Annotated in this window: 15 protein-coding genes; 6 read left to right on the top strand and 9 right to left on the bottom strand. The window is 70.9% G+C overall.

The window, feature by feature from the left end; genetic code table 11:
• Positions 1-337 precede the first annotated feature (337 nt).
• The 6 genes from ACIP79_RS34460 to ACIP79_RS34435 form a co-directional block, all read right to left on the bottom strand.
• Positions 338-1351, bottom strand: a complete 1014-nt coding sequence (locus ACIP79_RS34460; RefSeq protein WP_401230073.1) for an ABC transporter permease — start codon at positions 1349-1351, stop codon at positions 338-340.
• Positions 1352-1368: 17 nt separating this feature from the next.
• Positions 1369-2331, bottom strand: a complete 963-nt coding sequence (locus tag ACIP79_RS34455; RefSeq protein WP_383688612.1) for an ABC transporter permease — start codon at positions 2329-2331, stop codon at positions 1369-1371.
• A complete protein-coding gene (locus ACIP79_RS34450; RefSeq protein ID WP_401229802.1) occupies positions 2324-3883 on the bottom strand; it encodes a sugar ABC transporter ATP-binding protein in 1560 nt (519 codons plus the stop codon). The genes ACIP79_RS34455 and ACIP79_RS34450 overlap by 8 nt, the downstream gene beginning before the upstream one ends.
• Positions 3884-4023: 140 nt before the next feature.
• Positions 4024-5115 (bottom strand): ABC transporter substrate-binding protein, encoded by a 1092-nt coding sequence (locus tag ACIP79_RS34445; protein WP_401229800.1) that lies wholly within the window; start codon positions 5113-5115, stop codon positions 4024-4026.
• 518 nt (positions 5116-5633) lie between these two features.
• Entirely contained in the window at positions 5634-6665 is a 1032-nt protein-coding gene (locus ACIP79_RS34440) for a LacI family DNA-binding transcriptional regulator (protein WP_387179767.1), read from the bottom strand.
• Between the two features lie 498 nt (positions 6666-7163).
• Positions 7164-8966: a coagulation factor 5/8 type domain-containing protein gene (locus ACIP79_RS34435; RefSeq protein ID WP_401229797.1), complete on the bottom strand. Its 1803-nt coding sequence runs from the start codon at positions 8964-8966 to the stop codon at positions 7164-7166.
• Between the two features lie 396 nt (positions 8967-9362).
• Between ACIP79_RS34435 and ACIP79_RS34430 the strand changes: the two genes are divergently transcribed.
• The 5 genes from ACIP79_RS34430 to ACIP79_RS34410 all read left to right on the top strand — a co-directional run bounded on the left by ACIP79_RS34430 (position 9363) and on the right by ACIP79_RS34410 (position 17108).
• A complete protein-coding gene (locus tag ACIP79_RS34430) occupies positions 9363-10454 on the top strand; it encodes a DUF1996 domain-containing protein (protein ID WP_401229794.1) in 1092 nt (363 codons plus the stop codon).
• A gap of 73 nt (positions 10455-10527) precedes the next feature.
• Entirely contained in the window at positions 10528-12276 is a 1749-nt protein-coding gene (locus tag ACIP79_RS34425; protein ID WP_401229792.1) for a discoidin domain-containing protein, read from the top strand.
• Positions 12277-12344: 68 nt separating this feature from the next.
• Positions 12345-14909: a glycoside hydrolase family 3 C-terminal domain-containing protein gene (locus tag ACIP79_RS34420; RefSeq protein WP_401229789.1), complete on the top strand. Its 2565-nt coding sequence runs from the start codon at positions 12345-12347 to the stop codon at positions 14907-14909.
• Positions 14910-14968: 59 nt separating this feature from the next.
• A complete protein-coding gene (locus ACIP79_RS34415) occupies positions 14969-16012 on the top strand; it encodes a LacI family DNA-binding transcriptional regulator (protein WP_401229786.1) in 1044 nt (347 codons plus the stop codon).
• Positions 16013-16199: 187 nt separating this feature from the next.
• A complete protein-coding gene (locus tag ACIP79_RS34410; protein WP_401229783.1) occupies positions 16200-17108 on the top strand; it encodes a glycoside hydrolase family 16 protein in 909 nt (302 codons plus the stop codon).
• Positions 17109-17191: 83 nt separating this feature from the next.
• On the opposite strand, the gene ACIP79_RS34405 is transcribed toward ACIP79_RS34410, so the two are convergent.
• The 3 genes from ACIP79_RS34405 to ACIP79_RS34395 form a co-directional block, all read right to left on the bottom strand.
• Positions 17192-18196 carry a helix-turn-helix domain-containing protein gene (locus ACIP79_RS34405; protein WP_401229781.1) on the bottom strand — a complete coding sequence of 335 codons (1005 nt, stop codon included), beginning with the start codon at positions 18194-18196 and terminating at the stop codon, positions 17192-17194.
• A gap of 121 nt (positions 18197-18317) precedes the next feature.
• Entirely contained in the window at positions 18318-22127 is a 3810-nt protein-coding gene (locus ACIP79_RS34400) for a S8 family peptidase (RefSeq protein ID WP_401230070.1), read from the bottom strand.
• A gap of 213 nt (positions 22128-22340) precedes the next feature.
• Positions 22341-22718, bottom strand: coding sequence for a MerR family DNA-binding transcriptional regulator (locus ACIP79_RS34395; RefSeq protein WP_401229778.1), 378 nt, complete (start codon positions 22716-22718; stop codon positions 22341-22343).
• A gap of 76 nt (positions 22719-22794) precedes the next feature.
• On the opposite strand from ACIP79_RS34395, the gene ACIP79_RS34390 reads away from it, so the two are divergent.
• On the top strand, positions 22795-23523 hold the full coding sequence (locus ACIP79_RS34390) for an SDR family oxidoreductase (RefSeq protein ID WP_401229776.1): 729 nt from the start codon (positions 22795-22797) through the stop codon (positions 23521-23523).
• Positions 23524-23601 lie beyond the last annotated feature (78 nt).

Below are 23601 nucleotides of genomic sequence, written 5' to 3'. Positions count from 1 at the left end.
GGTCGTACGCGGCCACTTCGGCGCCGTACGGAGGGACCTCGGCGGTCGTAGACGGTGACTTCGGCGGTCGTGCGCGGCGACTTCGGCGGTCGTACGCCAGGCCCTCGGTGGGCACGCGGGCACGGTGGTACCGGCTCGGCCCGGCCCTGGTTCGGGTGCCGGAGTCCGGTTCGACCCCGGTCCTCGCTCGGGTGCGGGGCTCGGTCCGACCCCGGTCCGCGTTCCGGCACCCCTCACCGGACGGGTGGTGAGCCGCGGCGCCGGTCGGTGGATGGGCGTACGCATGCAGAAGCGGCCGGGCTCCCATGGGAGCCCGGCCACCGTGATCAGGGGCTTGTCACATCAGTTGTCGGCGGCGGCCCAGCCAGGTCTGGGCGATGACGACCACCGCGAGGAAGGCGCCGCTGACGACCTGCTGATAGGAGGAGTCGAGCGAACCGATCTGGTTGATGACGTTCTGGATCACCTTGAGGAGCAGCACGCCGACGAGTGAGCCGCTCACGTAGCCGAGCCCGCCGGTCAGCAGGGTGCCGCCGATGACGACGGCGGAGATGGCGTCCAGTTCCATACCGCTGCCGAGGATGGTGATCCCGGAGGCGAGCCACGCGGCGTTGAGGGCGCCGGCCAGTCCGGCGAGCAGCCCGGACAGGGCGTAGACGAGGATCTTGGTACGGGCCACGGGGGCGCCCATCAGCGCGGCGGCGTCCTCGCTGCCGCCGACGGCGTAGACGTGCTGTCCGAAGCGGGTCCGGCGCAGCACCAGCGCTCCGCCCGCGAACAGGGCGAGCGCGATCCACACCGGGTTGCCGAGCCCCAGGGTCGTGCCCTGGCCGAGTTCGGCGAGGAAGGAGCCCTTGCCGATGAGGTAGGTGTCGGCGCCCTCGTCGGTGATCGCCAGCATCAGTCCGCGCGCGCCCAGCATGGCCGCGAGCGTGACGATGAAGGGCGCGAGGCGGGAGCGTGCCACCAGCAGGCCGTTGACGACGCCGATCAGCCCGCACACGGCGAGTGGCAGCAGCAGGGCCACCAGGGTGCCGTGTCGCGATCCCCAGGCCGCCAGGACGCCGCCGAGGGCGAACAGTGACCCGACGGACAGGTCGATCCCGCCGGTGATGATCACGAAGGTCATGCCGAGGGCGACGATCGCCAGGAAGGCCGAACTGGTCGCCATGTTGCTGACGTTGTCGCCGGTGGCGAAGGAGTCGAAGGACAGCGACGCCACCAGGGAGACGATCAGCAGGACGGCCAGGGCTCCGTGCTGCTGGACGAGGGCGCTCAGCCGTTCGGAGCGGGCGGAGCCCACCGGGTGGGCGTCCTGCGGCGGTTCCGTGCTCGCGGTGGTCACGGGCACGTCCGTTCTCGTGGTGCTCAACGCTTCCCCCGTCCTCGTGCCGCGTAGACGGCGGCGACGATCACGATGGCCTGGGCGATCTGGGTCCAGGAGGGCGGCAGATCGTGCTTGATGAGGGTGGCGGTGAGGAGCTGGATGAGGACGGCTCCGGCCACGGTGCCGGCGATGTTGACCCGGCCGCCGGTCAGCGGGGTGCCGCCGACCACGACCGCGGTGATCGCGGAGAGTTCCATCAGGTTGCCCAGCGAGGTGGGGTCGCTGGCCTGGAGTCGGGCGGTGGCGAGCACGCCCGCGACGGCGGCGAGGAGCGCGCTGATGACGTAGACGATGATCAGTACCCGGCGGACCGGCAGACCCGCGAGCTGCGCGGCGGGGCGGCTGTCGCCGATCGCCAGGAGCTGCCGTCCGAAGGTGGTGCGGCGCATCACGAAGGCCAGCAGCAGGGCAAGCGCCGCCGCGATGAGGATCAGGTAGGGGAAACCGAGGAGGTCGCCCGAGCCCAGGGAGGCGAGCGCGGGGTTCTGCAGATCCTTGAGCTGCGGCAGGAGTACCAGGGCGAGTCCTCGGCCGCCGACCATGAGGGCGAGGGTGGCGACGATCGGCTGCACTCCGACGATCGCGACCAGGGCTCCGTTGGCCACCCCCACGGCGGCGGCGAACAGGGCGACCGCCAGCAGCGCGGGCAGCAGTCCGTAGCCGAGGTAGAGGGCGGTCACGGAGGCGCCGAGCGCCATCACCGCGCCGACCGACAGGTCCACGCCCTCGGTGCCGATGACCAGGGCCATGCCGAGGGCGACGATGATGACGGGGGCGACCTGGACGGCCTGGGTGCGGAAGTTCTCCACGGTCAGGAAGTACGGGGTGATGACGGTGTTGACGACGAGCAACGCCGCCACACCCGCGTAGACGCCGTATTTCTGGAGCCAGTTGAGGACGCGGGCCTTGTCCAGCGGGAGGCTGCGGAGGGTGGCTTCAGCCATCGACGGCCGCCTTTTCGGCCGTGCCCGGCGCGGGGCCGTCGCCGGCGATGGTGCGCATGAGCTTCTCTTCCGTGACGTCGTCGCCCGCCAGCTCGCCGACGACGGAACCGTCCTTCAGTACGACCACGCGGTCGGACCCTTCGATGAGTTCCTCCAGGTCGGAGGAGATGAGCAGGACGCCCAGGCCGTCGGCGGCCAGTTCGTCGATGAGCTTCTGCACCTCGGCCTTGGCGCCGACGTCGATTCCCCGGGTGGGCTCGTCGAGCAGCAGCACCTTGGGGTTCATCGCGAGCCACCGGGCGAGCAGCACCTTCTGCTGGTTTCCGCCGGAGAGTTCGCCGACCTTCTGGTGCGGCGAGGAGGCCTTGATGCGCAGTCGTTCGATGAAGGTGTCCACGACGCTGTCGACGCGGGACTCGGAGACCAGTCCGAAGCGGGAGAGCCGGGGCAGCACGGCCAGCGCGATGTTCTCGCGCACCGACAGGCCGGGGATGATGCCCTCGCTCTTGCGGTCCTCGGGCAGCAGGCTGATGCCCGCGCGCAGGGCCGCCGGGGTCGAGCCCGTGCGCAGCGGCACCCCGGCCACCGTGACACGGCCCGAGCGCACGGGCAGGGCTCCGGCGATGGCCTTCGCGGTCTCGGTCCGCCCGGAGCCGAGCAGCCCGCCCAGGCCGACGACCTCGCCGGGGCGCACGGTCAGGGAGACTCCGTGCAGTTTGTGAGACACCGTCAGATCGGTTGCGGTGAGGACGGGTTCGGCGTCGGCCGCGTCGTGGTCGCCGGCGAACTTGGTGAGGCCCTCTTCGCGGACCTCCCCCAGATCCCGGCCGAGCATGGTCGACACCAGGGAGAGCCGGTCGAGGTCGGCGAGGCGGCCGTGGTGCACGCGCCGGCCGTCGCGCAGCACGGTGACCGTGCTGCACACGGCGTACAGCTCGTCCAGCCGGTGGCTGACGTAGACGACGGCGATGCCCGCGTCCCGCAGCCGCCGGATCACCGAGAACAGGGTTTCGACCTCGCGGGGTTCGAGTGAGGAGGTCGGCTCGTCCATGATGACGATCCGCGCGTCGGTGGCGACGGCACGGGCCAGGGCGACCATCTGCTGGGCGCCGACCCCGAGGGTGCGCAGCGGGCGGCGGACGTCCACGCGCACGCCGTAGGTGTTCAGGGTCTCCTCGGCCTCGCGGTTCATGCGGGCCATGTCCAGCACGCCGAACCGGTTGCGTGGCTCGCGGCCCAGGAAGAGGTTGCGGGCCACGCTGAGCAGCGGGATCAGGTTGACCTCTTGGTAGATGGTCGAGATCCCGGCCTTCTGGGCCTCCAGCGGGGTCGCGAAGGAGACCGTACGGCCCTGGAACACGACCTCGCCGGCGTCGGGCCGGTACACGCCGGTGAGGAGCTTGATGAGGGTCGACTTGCCGGCGCCGTTCTCGCCGATCAGGGCATGGACCTCACCCGCGTGCAGGGTCAGGTCCACGTCGTCCAGGGCCCGGACGCCGGGGAAGGTCTTGCTCAGTCCGCGGACGGCGAGCACTTCGGCGGGGGGTGCCACCTGTTCCTCCAGGGTGCGATGCGAGGAGTGGGGAGGACGGAGGGGGCCCGTGGGAACGGGCCCCCGAGGCCCTGTCGCCGCATTCCCGTCGACGCCCGGAGCGCGGCGGGACGGGAATGCGACGACAGGGCCCGAGAGGATCAGTAGGCCTTGCCGATGTCGGTCTTCGCGTTGTCCGGGTCGTAGGCGCCGTCCTCGATGATGATGTCCTGAGCCACTTCCTCGCCCTTGGTGAAGCTGTCCAGCGTCTGGAAGGCCAGCGGGCCGAAGCGGGGGTTGGACTCGATGACGCCGCTGATCCAGCCGTCCACGATTCCCTTGACGGCGTTGCGGGTGCCGTCCACCGTGACGATCTTGACGTCGCCCGGCTTCTTCCCGGCGCCCTTCAGAGCGGCGACCGCGCCCAGGCCCATCTCGTCGTTCTCGGCGTAGATCCCCTTGATGCCGGGCTTCGACTGGATGAGCTGCTCGGTGACCTGCTGGCCCTTCTCGCGGGCGAAGTCACCGGTCTGCTCGAAGACCACCTTCAGGCCGGGCGCCTTCTTGGCGATCTGGTCCTTGAAGCCCTTGGTGCGCTCGGTGGTGACGTTGTTGCCCGCAGAGCCGAGCAGGATCGCGACCTCGCCCTCGCCACCGGTCTGCGCGATCATCTGGTCGGCGGCGCGGGCGCCCTGCTCGACGAAGTCGGAGGCGATGAAGGAGACGTAGTCCTTGCAGGGCGCGGCGTTGATCTTGCGGTCGATCGTGACGATGGGAACCTTCTTGGCCGCGGCGGCCTTGAACACCGGTTCCCAGCCGTCGGAGTTGAGCGGGGCTATGACCAACAGGTCGGCGCCCTTGGCCAGGAGGTCCTGTACGTCGCTGATCTGCTTGGAGAACTGCGACTGGGCGTTGGCCGTCAGCAGCTTGACGCCCCGGCTCTTCGCCTCGTCCTCGATGGACTGCGTCTCGGCGATACGGAAGGGGTTGGCTTCCTTCTCCGACTGGGAGAAGCCCACGGTGGCGTTCTTGAGGTCCAGCTTCTTCCCGCCGAACGTGTCGATGGTGCAGGTCTTGCTGCCCGGCTTGGGCTCGGCGACCTTCTGCCCGGAGTCGGCGGAGGTGGAGGAAGAGGTGTCGTTCGCCGCGTCGTCTTCCGACTTTGCGCAGGAGGTGGCGGTCAACGCCACGGCCGCTGCCAGGGAGACGACCACGGGACGGGCGAGGAAACGACGGTGTGTAGTGCGCTGCATGGTGACCCCGATCCGGGTGGCGCTGGAAGGACACAAGGAGACGGTGAGTAGGCAGAGGTCGAGCATGGTGGCTGAGCGGTGCTTCTCCCTTGGCGGGAAAGGACGTTCGGCCCGCCGTACAGAGTTTTTACATCGTTGAAAGGACGCTGTAAACCCCCTGTGTGCGCAGCGTGCGAGGCATGCCGTGAACTGCCCTGTCCCCCCAGTGCGACTGACGGAACGGTGATCGGCGCGAGCCGGGCAATGGAACGCGCGTCGGCAAACGTGGCCAGGACCCGGCGATCGCGCGGACGGGGCGCACCTGGTGCGCGGGCCGGGGCCAGGGGCGTACCGGGCCTTAACTCTGCTGTTCAGAAAGGAATGTGATTGGCCGTCATGTTTGACGGGCCACGATTATGTGCCGCACTGACGGGCCAGGTGGGGTCGGAAATGGCCGGACATGCGTGCGTGTCGGGGCTACCGGGGAGGCTTGAACGGCCCTACGGATTGCACTCACGGGGTCCGCGGAGCCCGCGGGATCAGCGGGGGCCGGATCCGGCCGCTGCGCGCCCCAGGGTGCTTTCGCGCTCCACGAGGCGGTAGTCCGCCCAGACGCGGCGCGGTTCGGACATCTCGTTGCCGCCCAGCCGGGCCAGTACGGACTCGACGGCGAGCCGGCCGATGGCGTCCTTGTCCGGCGACACGGAGGTGAGCGTCACCGCGCCGAAACGGCCCTCGACCACGTCGTCGAAACCGACGACCGCGATGTCCTCGGGAACGCGGAGTCCCTGTTCGAAGAGCACCCGCATCGCGCCGATGGCCATGGGGTCGTTGTAGGCGAAGACGGCGTCGGGACGCCGTCCGGAATCCAGGATGCGGCGCATGGCGTCGGCGCCGTCCGCGTGGCCCCACCCGTCGGTGGCCGCGACCAGCCCGTCGTCTGCCGGGAATCCGGCGGCCGTCAACTCCTCGCGCCAGCCGCGGACACGGAGTTGAGCGGGCTCGCTGCGACCGCGCCGAGCGCCGATGAACGCCACCTCCCGGCGCCCGAGTCCGATCAGATGCCGGACGGCGGCACGGGCGGCGGCGACGTTGTCGATGGCGATGTGGTCGTACGCCAGGTCGTAGTCGCGTTCGCCGAGCAGCACCAGCGGCACGTTCTCCGGCCGGTCGCGCAGGTCCTCGGCCTCCAGCTCGATGGGGCTGAGAATGAGACCGTCGATGACCCGGGCGCGGAAACCCTGGCTGACCAGGACCTCCTGCTCGCGATGCCCTCCGGTGTGGTCCAGCAGCACGATGTACTCGTGCGCGGCGGCGGCGTCGATGACGGCGGCCGCGAGCTCGGCGAAGTAGGGGTTGCCGAGTTCGGGCAGTGCGAGCGCGATGATCCCCGTACGGCCCTTGCGCAGATGCCGGGCGGCCAGGTTGGGGCGGTATCCGAGCACGTCGATGGATCGCTGGACACGCTCGCGCATGGCGGGCGTGACGTGCTGGTACTTGTTCACCACGTTGGAGACGGTCTTGATGGAGACCCCCGCGTGCGCGGCGACGTCCTTGAGGCTGACCCGCACGGCATTCCCCTTTTCGGCGTCCCGACCGGTCCGGTCGGGTGCGGGTACGGGGTCGTACGTCATTGTGGTGGACTGTGCCGCGACTCCCCATACGTGATCTTTCCAACGTTATACAGCCGCCCACGCTGCACTGACAAGGTGAGCGAACGGCGGTGCTTGCGAGGAGATCGATCGGCGGCGGTTCGGCTGCCGGCCGGCGGCTGTCCGGCGATCGTTCGGCCGCTGTCCGGCGGTCGTTCGGCCTGCCGTCCGGGCGCGGGAGGCGTATCCGGACCGGCGAGCGGGCGCGGTTTTGGGGGTCCGCCCAGGTTGCCGGCGTATTCCGTGCCGCCGCGACGGGACCGGCAGACGGGCGGGTACGCCGACGTGTGACCGTCCCTGCTCTCCTGCACGCCTCAGTCCGTGCCTCGGTCCCCGCCTCCGTGCACGCCTCGGTCCCCGCCGACCGAGGACGGGGACCGAGGCGTTGTGGCGCGTGAGCGAGGGGCGGATTCCCGTTCAGGGATACGAGACCACGGTGGACGGAACCGTGGACGTGCCCGAGGTGGGTGCCCCGATGTCGTTGATGACGTGGGCGTACTGGCCCGCGCCGCCGAGCGAGACGACGAGGAGGCCGTGGAACTTCACGCCGGGTGTGTTCGGTGCGGCGAAGCCGTGGTGCTGGACGATCGTCGGATCGACGTTGTAGTAGCAGTAACTGCCCAGGCCCCAGCCCTCGTGGGAGGTGACGGAGTCGGCCACCTTGTACGCGGCGTAGCCCCGCAGGGAGCCGTTCTGGATGGCGGCCTGGTTCGGGGCGTCGTAGGCCTTCTCGTTCTGGAAGAAGATGGTGCGGCCCCGCTGGCCGGACCACTGCACGTCGTACTTGTTGAAGTGCTCCACGAACAGCCCGGTGGCGAGGACGTCGTCGCCGTTCACGACGACGCCGTAGTCGGCCCGGTTGGTCTCCCAGCCGACGCCGGTTCCGTGGTCGGCGCGCCACACCCAGGTGTGGTCGACGATGGTGTGCCGACTGTTGATCACCATGCTGGTGGTGGCCTTGCCCGCGCCCGCTCCGCCGATGCGGATGAAGACGTCCTGCACGGTGGTCGGGTTGGCGGAGTGGTCCTGCGCCGCGCCCTGGGGGCCGACTTCGAGCAGCGTGGCGGAGTTGACCGGGCCGGCGTCGATGAGGAAGCCCGCCAGGCGCACCCCGTCGACGTCGGCGACCTTGAGCGCGGTGACTCCGTTGTCCGGGATCAGCGTGGCGTAACCGAGCCCGAGGACGACCGTGTTGGCCCGGTCGACCTGGACGGGCTGGTCCACGTGGTAGATGCCGGGCGTGAAGAGGAGGTGGAGTCCCTCGGTGAGGGCCTGGTTGAGGGTGGCCGCGGACACGCCGGGCCTGGCGACGTAGAACTGCGACAGCGGCAGGGACGTACCCCTCGGGGTGCCGTTGCCCCAGGTGACACCGCGTGCGTCGGTGCGCTTCTCCGGGAGGAAGACGCGGTACTCGCTGCCGTCCAGGTACAGGAAGGGCTTCTCGCGGGACACGGGGGTCGTGGCCAGCGTCGTGTAGGGCGGGTCGGGGAAGCTCTGCGCGGGCGCGCCCTCGACTCCGGAGAACACCATGTTCCACACCGCGTTGGTCCAGCCGCCGACGGAACTGTCGCGCGTGTACCACTGCTGCTGCGAGTACGGTCCGACCTGGCCGTCGATACGGCTGTCGGCGATGTAGCCGCCGCTGGCCCACCCGTAGCCGTCCGGGGCGAGGTTGAGGCCCCCGCGGATGTGCATACGGCGGAAGGGGGCCGCCTGTGAAACGGCCCATCGGTTGGTGCCGCTGACCGGGACCAGCGCCAGGTTCTCCGCCGAACGCCAGAAGTTCTGGGTGGCGTTGCCGTTGAACCAGCCCGCGTCGACGGTGACGTCGCCGTTGATGGTCGTGTCGTCGGGCGACAGACCGAGGCCCGCGATGGAGGTGTAGAAGCCGAGTTGGGCGTTGAGGCCGCTGTACGTGCCGGGTTTGAAGAACAGCGCGTAGCGGCCCTCGCCGAACTGCGCCGACTCCTGCTGCCGGAACACCTCGTCCAGCCTGGCCTGGATCCCGGCGGTGGACGGGTCGAAGACGATGACGTTCGGGCCGAGGTCGCCGCCGCCGGGAAGGGCGTTCGCGGCCTCAGGTGTGGCGGGGGCGGCCGACGCGGGGGAGGACAGGCCGGACAGGGCCGAACCCGCCGCAACCGCGGCAGCGGCACCGAGAACGGTCCGACGGCCGACGGCGGGGCGGGAGTTGGGGGATTTCATGGGGGAAGAGGGCATGGGGGCGACTCTCCTGTTCAGGAAACGAACGGTGGGGGGATGGGGGAGCGCTCTCTCGCCGTTGCATGCTTCATCCGTGTGAACCGCGCGTCAAGAGTTGCGACCGGAGTCACGACGGTCACCGCTCACCAACCGGTAAGTCGTGCTGGTGCGTGCGCATTTGACGGCCTTTCACCCGCTTGACAGCCGATCTTCCGATCGAGGGCGTGTTCAAGAGGTATTCGGGAGCAACCGGTCGCTCCTTCAGTCAGATCCCTTGACACCCTTGCGCCGCCGCCTCAACACTCCGTCATGGGAGAGCGCTCTCCCATAGATCTCCCGCTTCCGCGGTCCGTCTCCCGGGCCGCCCCCACCACACCCAGTCAGTTCCCCCCTCGACGTCTTCAGGAGGTCTCCATGCCACGGAGATCGCGGATCGTCTCAGGAACCCTGATCGCAGGCGCCCTACTGCTGACCTCGCTCGGTCTCGGCGGTGTCGCGGCCACCGCCGGCACTTCCCAGCCGCCGAGCGACGCGGCGGCGTCCACCGCCCAGCACGCGGGCCACACCATGGCGGTGTCGACCGCCGCCTCCCCGGACGACCCCGACGGTGACGGCTACATCCCCGCGAACCCGCCGGTGACCGGCGTCCAGCCGTCCACGCAGGAACCGCCCCACCGCTACTTCCACGAGTTCCAGGCCAACTGTTCGGTGAGCCACACCAAACCGGACGACCCGATCGTCTACCCGCAGCAGCCGGGCAAGTCCCACGACCACACCTTCATGGGCAACCGGTCGACGGACGCGAACAGCACGACGGACTCGCTCGGCGGGTCCACCACCACCTGCAACGCACCCGGTGACAGGTCGGGCTACTGGATGCCCACCCTCTTCAAGGGCGACCAGCCCGTACGGCCCGTCGGTCCGCAGGTCATCTACTACAAGGCGGGCGTCACCGACTACACGAGCGTGCGCCCCTTCCCCAAGGGTCTGCGCTTCCTCGTGGGCAGCCCGACCCAGACCCGGGAGGAGTTCCGCGCGCACCGCGGCTTCGTCGAGGGCTGGGAGTGCGGCGACAGCTTCTTCAACGTCGACTTCCCGGCGAACTGCCCCAGCCGGCCGGACGTCCAGCTCAACATCCGTTTCCAGGCGCCCAGTTGCTGGGACGGCAGGTACCTGGACACACCGGACCACAAGAGCCACATGGCCTATCCCGTGGTCAATCCCGGAACGAACAACAACATCTGCCCCACGAGCCACCCGGTCGCCCTGCCGATGGTCGAGTTCAAGATGGCCTTCCCGGTCAACGGCGATCTCTCCCAGGTGAGGCTGGCCAGCGGACCGAGCTGGTCGTTCCACTACGACTTCTTCAACGCCTGGGACGCGCCCACCCTCAACGCGCTGGTCGGCCACTGCCTCGTCGGCGGCCTGCAGTGCGACGCGCGCGGCTACGACCAGACACACCCCGAAGCCGGGGCGGCGCTCGACGAGAACTACGAGCTTCCCTGAACCGGGGCGGCCGGACCGGAACAACCCCGCCACGGTCCGGCCGCCTCCTCCACCCCCACAACGGAGAACCCGCATGCGCCAACCACTCACCCGCACGCGCCGTATCGCGGCGCCTCTCACCGCAGGACTGCTGGCCGCCGGCGCCCTCACGCTGCCTGCGCAGCAGGCGCACGCCGCCGGCAGCGTCGTCAGGGTCACCGGCTCCCAGGGCAACTGGCAACTGACCGTGGACGGCAGCCCGTACCAGGTCAAGGGCCTGACCTGGGGCCCGGCCGTGGCCGACGCCGGCCGGTACATGCCCGATGTCAGATCCATGGGGGTCAACACCATCCGCACCTGGGGGACCGACGCCTCCAGCAGGGCCCTCTTCGACTCCGCGGCCGCCAACGGCATCAAGGTCGTCGCCGGGTTCTGGCTCCAGCCCGGCGGTGGTCCGGGCAGCGGCGGCTGTGTGAACTACCTGACGGACACCACGTACAAGAACCAGATGCTCGACGAGTTCCCCAGGTGGGTCCAGGAGTACAAGGACCATCCCGGCGTGCTGATGTGGAACGTCGGCAACGAGTCGGTGCTCGGCCTCCAGAACTGCTACGGCGGCGACGAACTCGAACGGCAGCGCGACGCCTACACCACCTTCGTCAACGACGTCACGAAGAGGATCCACGCGGTCGACACCAACCATCCGGTCACCTCGACCGACGCGTGGGTCGGCGCCTGGCCCTACTACAAGAGGAACGCACCCGACCTCGACCTCTACGCGGTCAACGCCTACAACGCCGTGTGCGACATCAAGTCGGCCTGGGAGCAGGGCGGTTACACCAAGCCGTACATCGTCACCGAGAGCGGTCCCGCGGGTGAGTGGGAGGTGCCCGACGACGCCAACGGCGTCCCCCAGGAGCCCACCGACCAGGCCAAGGCCGAGGGATACACCAGGGCATGGGGCTGTGTCACCGGACACCGGGGGGTCGCGCTCGGCGCCACGATGTTCCACTACGGCACCGAGTACGACTTCGGCGGCATCTGGTTCAACCTGCTGCCGGCCGGAGAGAAGCGGCTGTCGTACTACGCGGTGAAGCGGGCGTACGGCGCGGACACCTCACGTGACAACACTCCGCCGGTCGTCTCCGACCTGTCCGTCGAGGGCGACGCGGGCAAGGTGCAGGCGGGGCGCGACCTGACGCTGTCGGTCCGGGCGAGCGACCCCGACGGGGACGCGATCTCCTACCAGGTCCTGGAGAACAGCAACTACGTCGACCAGGGCAAGCAGCTGACCCCGCGTCCGCACACCGACCTTGGCGGCGGCCGGCTGAGGATCACCGCCCCCGACCGGCCCGGTGTCTGGAAGATCTACGTCAAGGCCACGGACGGCCGGGGCAACGTCGGCGTCGAGACGCGCTCCGTCCGGGTGGTGCCGCCGATCGTCGACGGGACCAACCTCGCACTGGGCAAGCCGGCGACGGCCTCCTCGTACCAGACGGGCGGAGGCGACTGCCCCTGCACCGCAGCGGGGGCCGTGGACGGGAGGAACGAGACCCGCTGGGCCAGTGACTGGAGCGACCCGCAGTGGCTGAGGGTCGATCTCGGCACCGGCAGCACCTTCAGGCATGTGCAACTGGTCTGGGAGGCCTCGTACGCCAGGGCGTACACGATCCAGACGTCCGACGACGGTCAGAACTGGCGGACCGTGCGCGAGGTGACCGACGGCAATGGCGGGGTCGACGACTTCGACGTCTCGGGCACCGGACGCTACGTCCGCGTCAACGGCACCGCCCGCGGCACCGGATGGGGCTACTCCCTCTACGAGTTCGGCGTCTACAACTGACCCGCGGGGCGGCCGGCGCAGGCAGCCGGCCGCCGCCGTGGGCCCCGAGAAAGGACGAACGGGCGAGGATGACCGAGGACGAACTCGACCGGCTGCTCGACAAACTGACACTACGGGCCAGGGTACGGCTGCTCAGCGGCGCGACGACCTGGCGCACCCCGGCCGAACCGGCTATCGGGCTGCGGGAGTTGGTGATGTCGGACGGCCCGGCGGGCGTACGCGGCGAGTCGTGGGACGAGCGGCGGACCGCACTGCTGCTGCCGTCGGCATCGGCGCTGGCCGCCACGTGGGACGACGAACTGGTCGAGCGGCTCGGGACACTCCTCGCCGCCGAGGCGCGGCGCAAGGGCGTGGACGTGGTTCTCGCGCCGAACCTCAATCTGCACCGCAGCCCCCTCGGCGGCCGGCACTTCGAGTGCTTCTCCGAGGATCCCGAGCTCACCGGCCGTGTCGGCGCCGCGCTGATCCGCGGTGTCCAGGCGCGGGGTGTCGCCGCCGTGGCCAAGCACTACGTGGCCAACGACTCCGAGACCGAGCGGCTCACCGTCGACGTGCGGGTCGGCGAGCGGGCCCTGCGGGAGGTGTATCTCGCCCCCTTCGAACACGCCGTCGCCGCCGGGGTGATGGCCGTCATGGCCGGCTACAACGCGGTCAACGGCCGCACGATGACGGCGAGTCCGCTGCTGTCGGACCCGCTCAGGAGCGAGTGGGGCTTCGACGGGGTGGTGATCTCCGACTGGGGCGCCGTGCGCGGCACTCTCGACACCGCGCGCGCCGGTCTCGACCTCGCGATGCCGGGGCCCGAGAGTCTCTGGGGCGAGGCCCTCGTACGGGCCGTCGAGGACGGCGAGGTGCCGGAATCGGCTGTCGACGACAAGGTGCGGCACCTGCTTCGGTTCGCGGCGCGGGTTGGGGCACTTGGGGAGTTGGGTGACGGGGGACCGGCTGCCCGTGATCCGGGGGACCGTGGTTCGGCTGCCCGCGATTCGGGTGTCCGTGATCCGGCTGCCCGCGCTCTGGACGACCGTGGTCCGGATCACCGGGGTCCGGGTGAACGGTGGCGTCGCCACGCGCCGACGGGGGTGCGCTCTCGCGAGGCGCGGGCTCAACTGCGTGGCGCAGCCGCCGCGGGGGCGGTTCTGCTCGCCAACCGGGGCACCCTCCCCCTGGGGCGGGAGGTGCGGAGACTGGCTGTCATCGGGCCGCACGCCGCACGCACGCGCTCGCAGGGCGGGGGGAGTGCCGGTGTCTTCCCGCAGCACGAGGTGTCCGTCCTGGAGGGCCTGCGGGCTCTGTTGCGCGGGCGGGCCGAGGTGGTCCACGTGCCCGGTCCGGCACCCGGCGAGTCCGGCCGGGCGCTGGGCGTCGACCTGTGCACGGATCCGCGGTCGGGCCTGCCCGGGGTGCTGCTGCGGGTGCTCGACCCGTCGGGATCCGAGCTGTACGCCGAACGGCGCGCCGGCGCACGCCAGTTGGAGCCGACCCTTGTCCCCGGCGCGCACACCGTCGAGATCAGTGCCCGGCTGCGCCCGCGCGTCACGGGCCGCTGGACACTGGGCATCGCGGGCTTCGGGCGCATGCGGCTGAGCCTGGACGAACAGGTCCTGCTGGACGGCGAGTTCGCCAGGCGGACGGACGACCCCGCGCTCGTGCACGTGACTCCACCGGTGCACCACGCCGTCGCGCAACTGACCGCGGGACAGGACGTGTTGGTCGTGGCCCGGCGTCAACTCGCGCCCGGCACCGGCAGAGCGACGATCGTGAGCGCGGCCCCGCCGCCTCCCGACGTGCCGCGGTCGATCGCCGAAGCGGCCCGTGCCGCCGGTTCGGCGGACGCGGCCGTCGTGGTGGTGGGGACCACGGAGCACAGCGAGTCGGAAGGGTACGACCGCTCCGGCCTCGCGTTGGGGGACGCGCAGAACGCCCTGGTCCGTGCGGTGGCCGCCGCCAACCCTCGTACGGTCGCCGTCGTCAACAGCGGCGGCCCGGTCGAACTCCCTTGGCGCGACGAGGTCGGCGCCGTCCTGCTGGCCTGGTTCCCGGGGCAGGAGGGCGGCGGCGGCCTGGCCGACGTGCTCCTGGGACGGGCCGAGCCGGGCGGACGCCTGCCCACCACCTGGCCGGTCGCACTCTCCGACGCCCCGGTCAGCCGTACGCGGCCGGTCGGAGGCCGGCTCGACTACGACGAGGGCCTCCACACCGGCTACCGCGCCTGGCTGCGCCACCATCGCACCCCCGCCTACTGGTTCGGCCACGGACTCGGGTACACGACCTGGGTGTACGAGGAGCTGACCGGGCCGCGCGAGGTCGCCGCCGGGGAGCCGTTCACCGTGCACGTCCGGGTGCGCAACACGGGTCCGCGGACAGGGCGTGAGGTCGTTCAGGTGTACCTGGCGCGGGCCGGGGGCGAGGTGGAGTACCCACACCGGTGGCTCGCGGGATACACCGCCGTACACGCGGGGCCCGGTGAGACGGTGACCGCGGCGGTGCGCGTACCGGCCAGGGCGTTGCGTCACTGGTCCACCGGAGACAAGGCGTGGCGTACGGAACCGGGGCCGTGCGAGGTGCTCGCGGGGTGCTCGGCGGGGAACCTTCCGCTGGCACTGGACGTGGAGGTACGGGGGAACGGGTGATCCGGCGCTCCGGGAGAGCGCTCTATGCCGTCGCCGACCCGTGCCGTTAGGGTGCGGGGATGAGCAGCAGACTGGCCCCGACCCTGGAGGATGTGGCCCGGGAGGCGGGTGTCTCTCGCGCCACCGTCTCCCGTGTCATCAACGGCGTCCGCAACGTCGATCCCGCCATCCAGGAAGCAGTGCGCCAGGCGATCAGCAGGACGGGTTACACGCCCAACCAGGCCGCCAGATCGCTGGTGACCCGGCGCACCGAGACGGTGGCACTCGTGGTGTCCGGTGCCGGTGACGTCTCGGACGAGGAGCAGAACGCCTTCGCCGCAAGGGCGTTGGGCGACCCGTTCTTCGGCCGGGTGGTGAGCGGGGTCGTCGGCCATCTGCGTCCGCGCTCGATGCATCCGGTGCTCATGTTCGCCGAGACCCCCGAGGCGCGGCAGGAGGTCGTGACGTATCTGCGGCAGGGCAGCGCGGACGGAGCCCTGGTGGTCTCGACGCACGCGGACGATCCGCTGCCCGCGCTGCTGGCCGGCGCGGGACTGCCCGCCGTGCTGTTCGCCCGGCCCTCCCGGCCGGTCGCGCTGAGCTATGTCGACCTCGCGCACCGGGACGGCGGGCGACTGGCGGCCGAGCACCTGCTGGGCCGGGGCTGCCGACGGATCGTCACCGTGTCCGGGCCGCTGGCCGTGTCCGCGAGCCAGGAGCGACTGGCCGGGTTCCGCGACACGATGGCCCGGCACGGGCACGCGTACGTTCCGCTCGTCCAGGGCGGTTTCACCGTCGACAGCGGTATGGCGGCGATGACGGAACTGCTCGCCGAACACCCGGACGTGGACGGGGTGTTCGCCGCCAATGACCTGATGGCGCAGGGCATCTGCCAGGTGCTGCGGGAGCGGGGGCGCCGGGTGCCCCACGACGTCGCCGTCGTCGGGTTCGACGATTCGAGCGTGGCGCTCACCTGCAGGCCCCCGCTGACCACCGTCCGCCAGCCGGTCGAGGACATGGCGGCGGCGATGGCCCGGCTGCTCGCCGAGCACATCAGGGGCGTGCGCACCGAGCCGACCTCGATCATCTTCGATCCCGAGCTGGTGGTCCGGGAGTCGGCGTAGTGCCGTTCCCGTCGCCGTTCCGCGGGCTCGGCCGCCCGGCCGCGGTACCGGGGATGGCGCCGGCCGATCCCAGCGGCGAGGATGTCCTCACGTGACGCGGCGTCCTCCCGGGCGGTTCCAGGCGTTCGGCGCCCTGGTTCTCCGAGCGGGCGGACGACTCCGGCAGTCGAGAGCCGAGGAGTCTGTGATGGGTTCGCACGCGGCGCCGCACCACGTACGGCGCGTATTCCCGCTGGTGTCCACGGCGGTCGTGCTCGTGGCCACGCTCCTGTGGCTCCCCCGAGCCGACGGCGCGCCCGTATCGGCCGACCCGTGCGGCTCAACGGCCGTGAGTATGCCCCGCGGTGACTGCGGCCCCTTCTGGCAGGTTCTCGCGGAGGACTTCAACGGCGACCGCGTGCCGGTCGGTTCGTTCAGCGACTGCGATCACCACGTCGACACCTCCGGCGCCTACTGCGGCGGGCTGCGCGGCACGTACCGCGACAACTGGTGGGCGTATCCCACCGGTTGGCCCGACACGGCGGAAAGCCGGGGCCGGGAGGTGGTGGGTGTCTACCACCCGGAGGACACCGTGAGCGTGGGGCCCGCGCCGAACGGCGACGGACGGATGTTCATCCGCATGTGGCGCCCCGCCGACGGCGGGCCCGTGCACTCCGCGGCGGTGGTGCCTCGCGCGGTCATGGACATGGCCTACGGCAAGTACTCGGCACGCATCAGGGTGACGAAAGCGGCTCCCGGGTACAAGTCCGCCTGGCTGCACTACGGCGGGGGCTGCGAGATGGACCACCCCGAGGGCGAGTGGACCGGCGCGCTCTCGTCCTTCCACCATCCGTGCGGGGGCGGTGAGCAGGGCTACTTCCCCGGCGCCGACGACTGGACCGACTGGCACACCGTGTCCACGGAGTGGACGCCCGGCCATGTGCGGTTCTTCGTCGACGGCCGCGAGACGGGCCACGACACCCGCGGTGTGCCGGACAGCCCCCTCTCCTGGGTGATGCAGAACGAGACTGCGCTGGAAGGCCCGGGGGCGGCGCCCGGCAGCAGCGCGCAGATCGACGTCACGTGGGTGGCGGCGTACGCGTACGGGTGGAAGTGACCCGGGAGGGCATCAGGACGCACCGCGAGGGGCCGACAGGTTGACCCGCGAAGGGCGAGTGGCCGTCAGTGGGCGAGTTGTCGTCACAGCCATCCCCGGCGTGCGGCCTGCCAGGCCAGTTGCATACGGGTCGTCGCGCCGGCCAGTTCCATCATGCGCTGGATGTGACGCTGCACCGTGCGGCGGCTCAGGCCGAGTTGGGTGGCCACCGCCTTGTCGGTGACCCCCGCCACCAGCAGTGCCAGCAGCCGCCGGTCGACCGCGGACAACGGGTCGGGACCGCCCACCCCCTCCGTCCCCGCGACCGCGCCCGAGTCGTCGACGTCCAGCGGGACTGCGTCCTCCCAGTAGCGCTCGAACAGGGCGACGAGAGCGGCGAGGAGGTTGCTGTCCCGTACGAGGGCGGCTGTGGGTTCGTCCGGGTTGCCCTGGGGGCCGCCCGGCACGAGCGGGCAGACCGCGATGGCACGGTCCGCCACCGCCAGCCGCAGCGGCAGATGCGGCACGGCGCGGGCGATCTCCCCCGCACGCACCCCCGCAACAACGTTGTCAACGGCTCCCTCGTCGTCGAAGAAGTCCTTCTCGTACAGCACCCGGTAGCGCACCCCGCGCGCCAGCGCCTCGAACTCCGAGCTGTTGCTGCCCGACGGCATCGCCACGTACTGGGCCTTGCAGAACCACAGCATCTCGTCCTGGGCGCCCGACTGGATCTGCCGCAGATGCTGACGCAGCGCCTCGGCGCCCGTGATGACCTCGATCAGCTCGCCGGCGTCCCGTCGGCGCATCGTGTCGCGGTACACCTGCAACAGGCCGGTGGCCTCGGCACGGGCGAGGTCGAGCGCGTCGGTGTTCCGCTTCAGCCGGGGCAGCAGCGCCACGTCCGGGGGAGTGGCCCGGAAGTGCCGGGGCAGTACGTCGGTGTGGCTCGCCATCCCCTTGACGGCCAGCGCGTCGAGCACCCGCTCGGCCTCCGCCAGGCTCAAGCCGGTGCGCTCGGCGACATCGCGGGCAGAGGCCTGTCCCGCCGTCACCAGATGCCGGTAGACGGTTTCCTCGGCCCCCGACACGCCTGCAGCCTCCAGCGTCAAAGCGCCCTCCCCGAGACCGACCGGTTTCAATGATCGGACACCGTACTCCACCGGTGTTACGGGCGGTGAGGGGCAGTGGGCCGTCCTACGCCCACCACCCCTCCCGATATGCGCGAGGTACCTATCCGCGGTGCAGGTAGGCCCGTTGCACGGTCTGCCGTACCGAGTCGCCCGCCGCGTCGCGCGCCGTCACTCTCAGTGTCACGTACGCCTCACCGTGTACCCGCGACGGCCTCTTGACGGCCGCCTCGAACACGTTGTGCCCGCGGTTCCTGACCTCGGCCCGGCTCCAGTTCCGGCCGTCGTCGTAGGAGGCCTCGACCTGGACGCTCACCCCGCGCGGTGCGGCCAGGCCGTCCTGAGCGCGGACCGAGAGGCCGACGGAGTGCGTGCGGCCGGAGCGAACGGCGTTGTACGCGTCGACCGGTACGTCGTAGTCGAGTTGGAGCAGCGGCAGGGCGGTCGCCGAGCCGGTGCTGCCCGAGCGGAACGACCAGGACGTCTCGGTGCCGGTGCCGTACGCCCACTCCTGCGACACGCGCGAAGTGGTGAGATCCAGCCGGTAGTCGGCCGCACCGGCCGGGACCTCGAAGTCCGTCCAGGCACCGTCGGCCTCCGCCGTCCTGCGGCCGTTGCGGTACAGCACCGCGGAAGCCGAGTCGCCCTCCGCCGCCTCCGCCGCTCCCGAGGTGCCGATGCCTCCACCGCCCTCGATCAACCGTGACCAGTGACCTGCCTGCGAGTCGGTGAACTCCGGTATACGCAGGCTCAGTACGTCACCCGTGCGCACGGACGGCGTGGTGGTGCCGCGCGGAATCGACGGCCTGACCACGGCTCCCTGCCACGTTTCGCTCGTGTGCTCGCCCGCCCGGTACGTGCGCGGGGCGTCCGCCATGCCGACGACCAGCGGCGTGTCCACGTCGAACGTCGTGGCGTGGTGCACGAAGTGCCGCCAGGCGGTGTCACCGGAACTCACGTACTCCGTCCGCTCGAAGCCCGTCGGCACGTAACGCGTGTACTGCAGCCAGGCGGTGTCCTGGTACGGGCGCCGGGCGAAACGCTGCTCACTGGCCCACGGAGCGCCGCCGTTCTCGGCGTAACTGGTCTTTACGACCGCGCTGTTGCGCTCGGACACCGTGTGCACGACCTTGTCCGGGACGCGCTGCGACGACACCTGCATGACGTCGTAGAGGTACGGGCTGCGGGCGGTGCCGGTGAACCGCACCGTCGTGTTCCCTCTGTCGATCCGCTTCAGCAGAGCCGCCCCCGCGCTCGCGCCGATCCTGACGGTCGGCACGCCCCAGCGGTCGCCGTCCGGGTGCCAGCGGGTCCAGGCGATGTCGCTGAAGTGGACCAGCACGATGCCGCGTGCACCGGCGGCAGCCGCCTGCTCGGCCACGTCCTGTTCATAGACGTTCTGTTCGTTGGTGAGGACCGCGAGCTTCCCGCGGGCGCGCCTGAAGTCGGGTGCGGCGGCGTCCCCCGCGGAGACGGCGGTCAGGCGTACGCCCTCGTCGTCGAAGAGGGGCGAGGAGGGCATGTAGTAGGGGTCGAACGTGTCCTTGCTGCCCGGCACCGTCATGTCGAGGAGCGGCGCGACGAACTGCCAGCGGGAGGCGAACTCGAAGGTGCCGTCGGTGACGGCGGAGGTGGGACTCACGTACAGACGTCTGCCGACGTCGAAGTACATTGTCCCCTGGGTCAGGCTGTGCCCGTCGATCTGCCGGTACGTCTGGTAGCTGAGGATGCCGCGCTGCTCGGCCGGGCGGGGCGTGCGGATGTCGACGAGGGTGGTCCTGCGGGCGTCGAGCGTGATGGACATGTCCTTGGTGACCTTCACCTCCGGCACGACCACATGCCGCAACTCCTGCCCGTCGTCGGCCCTGTCCAGGGACGAGTAGTCCAACTGGTAGGTGCCCTCCTCGACTTCGGCGACCGCGGGGACGGTGGCGGAGCCGGTGTCGGTGTAGCCGACGAAGCCGTCGGCGCCCCAGATCGTCGGCAGCGCCTCGATCCGCTTGCCCTGGTGGTCGATGGTCTTCACGGTGAGCCGGTGCGTGGGACCCTGCACGGCCAGGCTCAGCGTGGTGTGCACGGTGACCTTTCCGTCCGCGGAGGCGGCAGTGACGTACCCGTAGTAGTCGCCCCGCTGGGCACGGGCCGGATCGACGGTCAGCGGCACCTCGGCGGTGGCGCCGGCGGGCACGCGCACCGAACTCGAGCCGAGCCGTACCGCTCCTTCCCCGGGCGTACGGCCACCCGATGTGGCCAGCCGGACGCCGAGCGCCAGCGTGACGTCGGCGCCGGAGGTGTTCGTGTACGTCACCTGTGTCGTACGGGTCTCACCGCCGCCGGTCTGGAACGGGCCCAGGGCGACGGTGCCGGTGGCGGTGACCGGGCCGAGCGCGGCCGCGGCCACGTCGATGAGGCCTCCGCCCTGCTCGGTGACCTCCTGGCCGGCTGCCGTACGGGCCGTGCTGACGAGCGCGTCCTTCAACTGCCGCGCGCTCCAGTCGGGGTGACGCTGGGCGAGCAGCGCGGCGGCGCCCGCCACGTGCGGGGTGGCCATCGACGTACCGGAGGCCGCCACGTGCTGTGCGTCCACCGGGTCGCCCATCGTCGTCCCGGCTGCGCGGGCCGCCACGATGGCGACGCCCGGCGCCGTCACGTCGGGCTTGACCGCGTCGTCACCGGACCGCGGGCCTCGGCTGGAGAACGGCGCGAGGGAACCGTCACGGTCGACCGCGCCGACGGTCAGCGCCGCGTCCGCGGCGCCGGGGGATCCGATGGTGCTCATGCCCTGTTCACCGCTGTTGCCCGCCGCGACGACGAACAACGTGCCGGTGCGCTCGGTGAGTTCGTTCAGCGCGAGGCTCATCGGATCGGTGCCGTCGCTCGGACTGTCCGAGCCCAGGCTCATGTTGACGACCTTGGCGCCCGAGGACGCCGCCCACTCCATGCCGGCGATCACCTGGGACTCGCTGCCGAAGCCGTCGTCCCCGAGGACCTTGCCGACGAGCAGGTCGGCGGCCGGCGCCACTCCCTTGCCCCCCTTGCCCCCGCCGACGGACGCGGCTCCGCTGCCGCCGACGATGGACGCGACGTGCGTGCCGTGCCCGAAGGCGTCCCCGGTCCCGGAGCTGCCGGAGAAGTCCTTGGCCTGCGAGATCCGTCCGACCAGATCCGGATGGGACTGGTCGGCGCCGGTGTCCAGGACGGCGACCTTGACGGACTCGCCCCGCTGGCCGGCCTCCCACACGGCGGGTGCGCCGATCTGCGGGACGCTCCGGTCCAGCGACGCGTTCACCCGGCCGTCGAGCCACACCCGGGGCGCGTCGGCGGCCCGTGCGGTACCCACCGGGTCGTCTTCCGCCGCCAGTTGCTTCCAGAACCGGCCGAGATCCGCCTCGGGAACCCGCACCGAACGCGCCCCGATGCTGTCCAGCCGACGGACCGGCGAGCCGTCCTCGGCGAGAGCGGTCAGCCGCTGCACGGCGGACTTCGCCGTGCCGTCGGCGCCCGCCACGATCAGCGGAAGCGAGTCGCTGTGCGCCTCGTCGTACCGCTGGGCCAGGAGCGCCCCCACGTCGAACAGCCCTCGGTCCAGGCGCCCCGCCGACACCAACTCCCCGGCGTCGGAGGGCAGTACCGTCAGCCGTCCGTCCTGCTCGTAGGTCCTGAAGAGGATCTGCCGCCGCCCGGGGCCCGGGGTGACCGACGCGGTCCGCCGCCCGTCGGAGTCGGTGCCCACGGTCACCCGGTCGCCCGTGATCAGGCGAACGGTGCCGAGGCTCTTCGCTGCGGGAATGTCGGCCGCCGACGTCGCCGTCGCGGTGGTCCCCGTACCGGTGCGAGCGGCAACCGGCGCGACCGCGCCGGCCGCCAGGGCGAGTCCTGTCGATATCGCCGCCACCAGGCGGATCCGTCTCATCAGTGCCATGCCTTCCGTCGTACGCACAGAGAAGTTCATGCGCTGGACAGAATCCGGCGGCACCGAATGCCATGTCACTCGATTCGGCTGGCACAGGTGGGACATGTCGCAACCACGCCACCCGGGCCCCGACCCTGACGGCCTCTCACCAGGTCCAGGTCCTCGGCCGACGAGGAGGGCACGTGGGGCTCACGCCCCGACCTCTCCTCACGCCTACGGGTGCGTGTCCGTGATCGCGATGACCTTGTCGAGGTGGTCCAGGGCGGCCTGGAGGTCGTCGATCTTGGTCTGGATGCGTTCGCGCTCGGCTCGCAGCATGGTTCGCTGGTCGGCGTCGGTGTGTCCGGCGTCCCAGCACGGCAGGAGTTCGGCGATCCTTCGGCTGGTGAGGCCGGCGGCGAACATCTGCTGGAAGAAGCGGACCAGGGGGATGGCGTCCTGCCGGTACAGGCGCTGGCCGGAGGGGCTGCGCTCCGCGATGAGCAGCCCCTGTTGCTCGTAGTAGCGCACGGCGCGCACGGACACGCCGGCACCTCGTGCCACCTCGCCGATGCGGATCAACCGCTCGGCTGCGGCCACTGCGACAGTCATGGTGATTCCTCTCACCCCTGGCCTCGACGATCAGCACTTGCCTCTGACGCTAGCGTCAGGTTTTAGCGTACCGGCCATGGACATCAACAACTCAGTCGCCCTTGTCACCGGAGCCAACCGCGGCCTGGGCCGCGCCTTCGCCCAGCGCCTGCTCGAACGGGGCGCCCGCAAGGTCTACGCCACGGCCCGCCGACCGGAGACCGTGGACCTGCCCGGGGTCGAGGTGCTGCCCCTCGACATCGCCGATCCCGCATCCGTGCGGGCCGCCGCCGAGGCCGCCCGGGACGTCTCGCTACTCATCAACAACGCCGGAATCAACACGGGGACCGACCTGGTGACCGGCTCGCTGGACGCGGTGCGGCACGAACTGGAGACCAACATGTTCGGCCACCTGGGAATGATCCGGGAGTTCGCGCCGACGCTCGCCAGGAACGGCGGGGGCGCCGTCGTCAACGTCCTCTCCGCCATGTCGTGGTTCGGCGGCGCGGGCGCCAATGCCTACCACCTGACCAAGGCCGCCGCCTGGGCCATGACCAACGGCGTCCGCCTGGAGCTCGCCGAGCAGGGCACCCTCGTCACAGCGGTACACCTCGGCCTGGCCGACACCGACATGGCGGCGGGCTGGCCCGTGGAGAAGATCGCTCCGTCGGACCTGGCCGACGCGGTGCTCGACGGTGTCCAGGCGGGCTCCGCCGAGGTCCTCGCCGACCAGTGGAGCCGGGACGTCAAGTCCCGCCTGCCGCTGACACCGGAAGAGTTCAACGCCGCGATGGACCGCGCCCTGGCGGCGCTGATCGCGGCCTGAGCAGCCCGGGGGTTCGCGTTGCGGGACGCTCACCCGCCGGTCCTCGACGCGCCGGTTCGTAGGTCTGAAAACCCGGTG

It is taken from the genome of Streptomyces sp. NPDC088747, assembly GCF_044751025.1.
Classification (GTDB): Bacteria; Actinomycetota; Actinomycetes; order Streptomycetales; family Streptomycetaceae; genus Streptomyces.
This window is presented reverse-complemented; position numbering and strand designations above follow the sequence as displayed.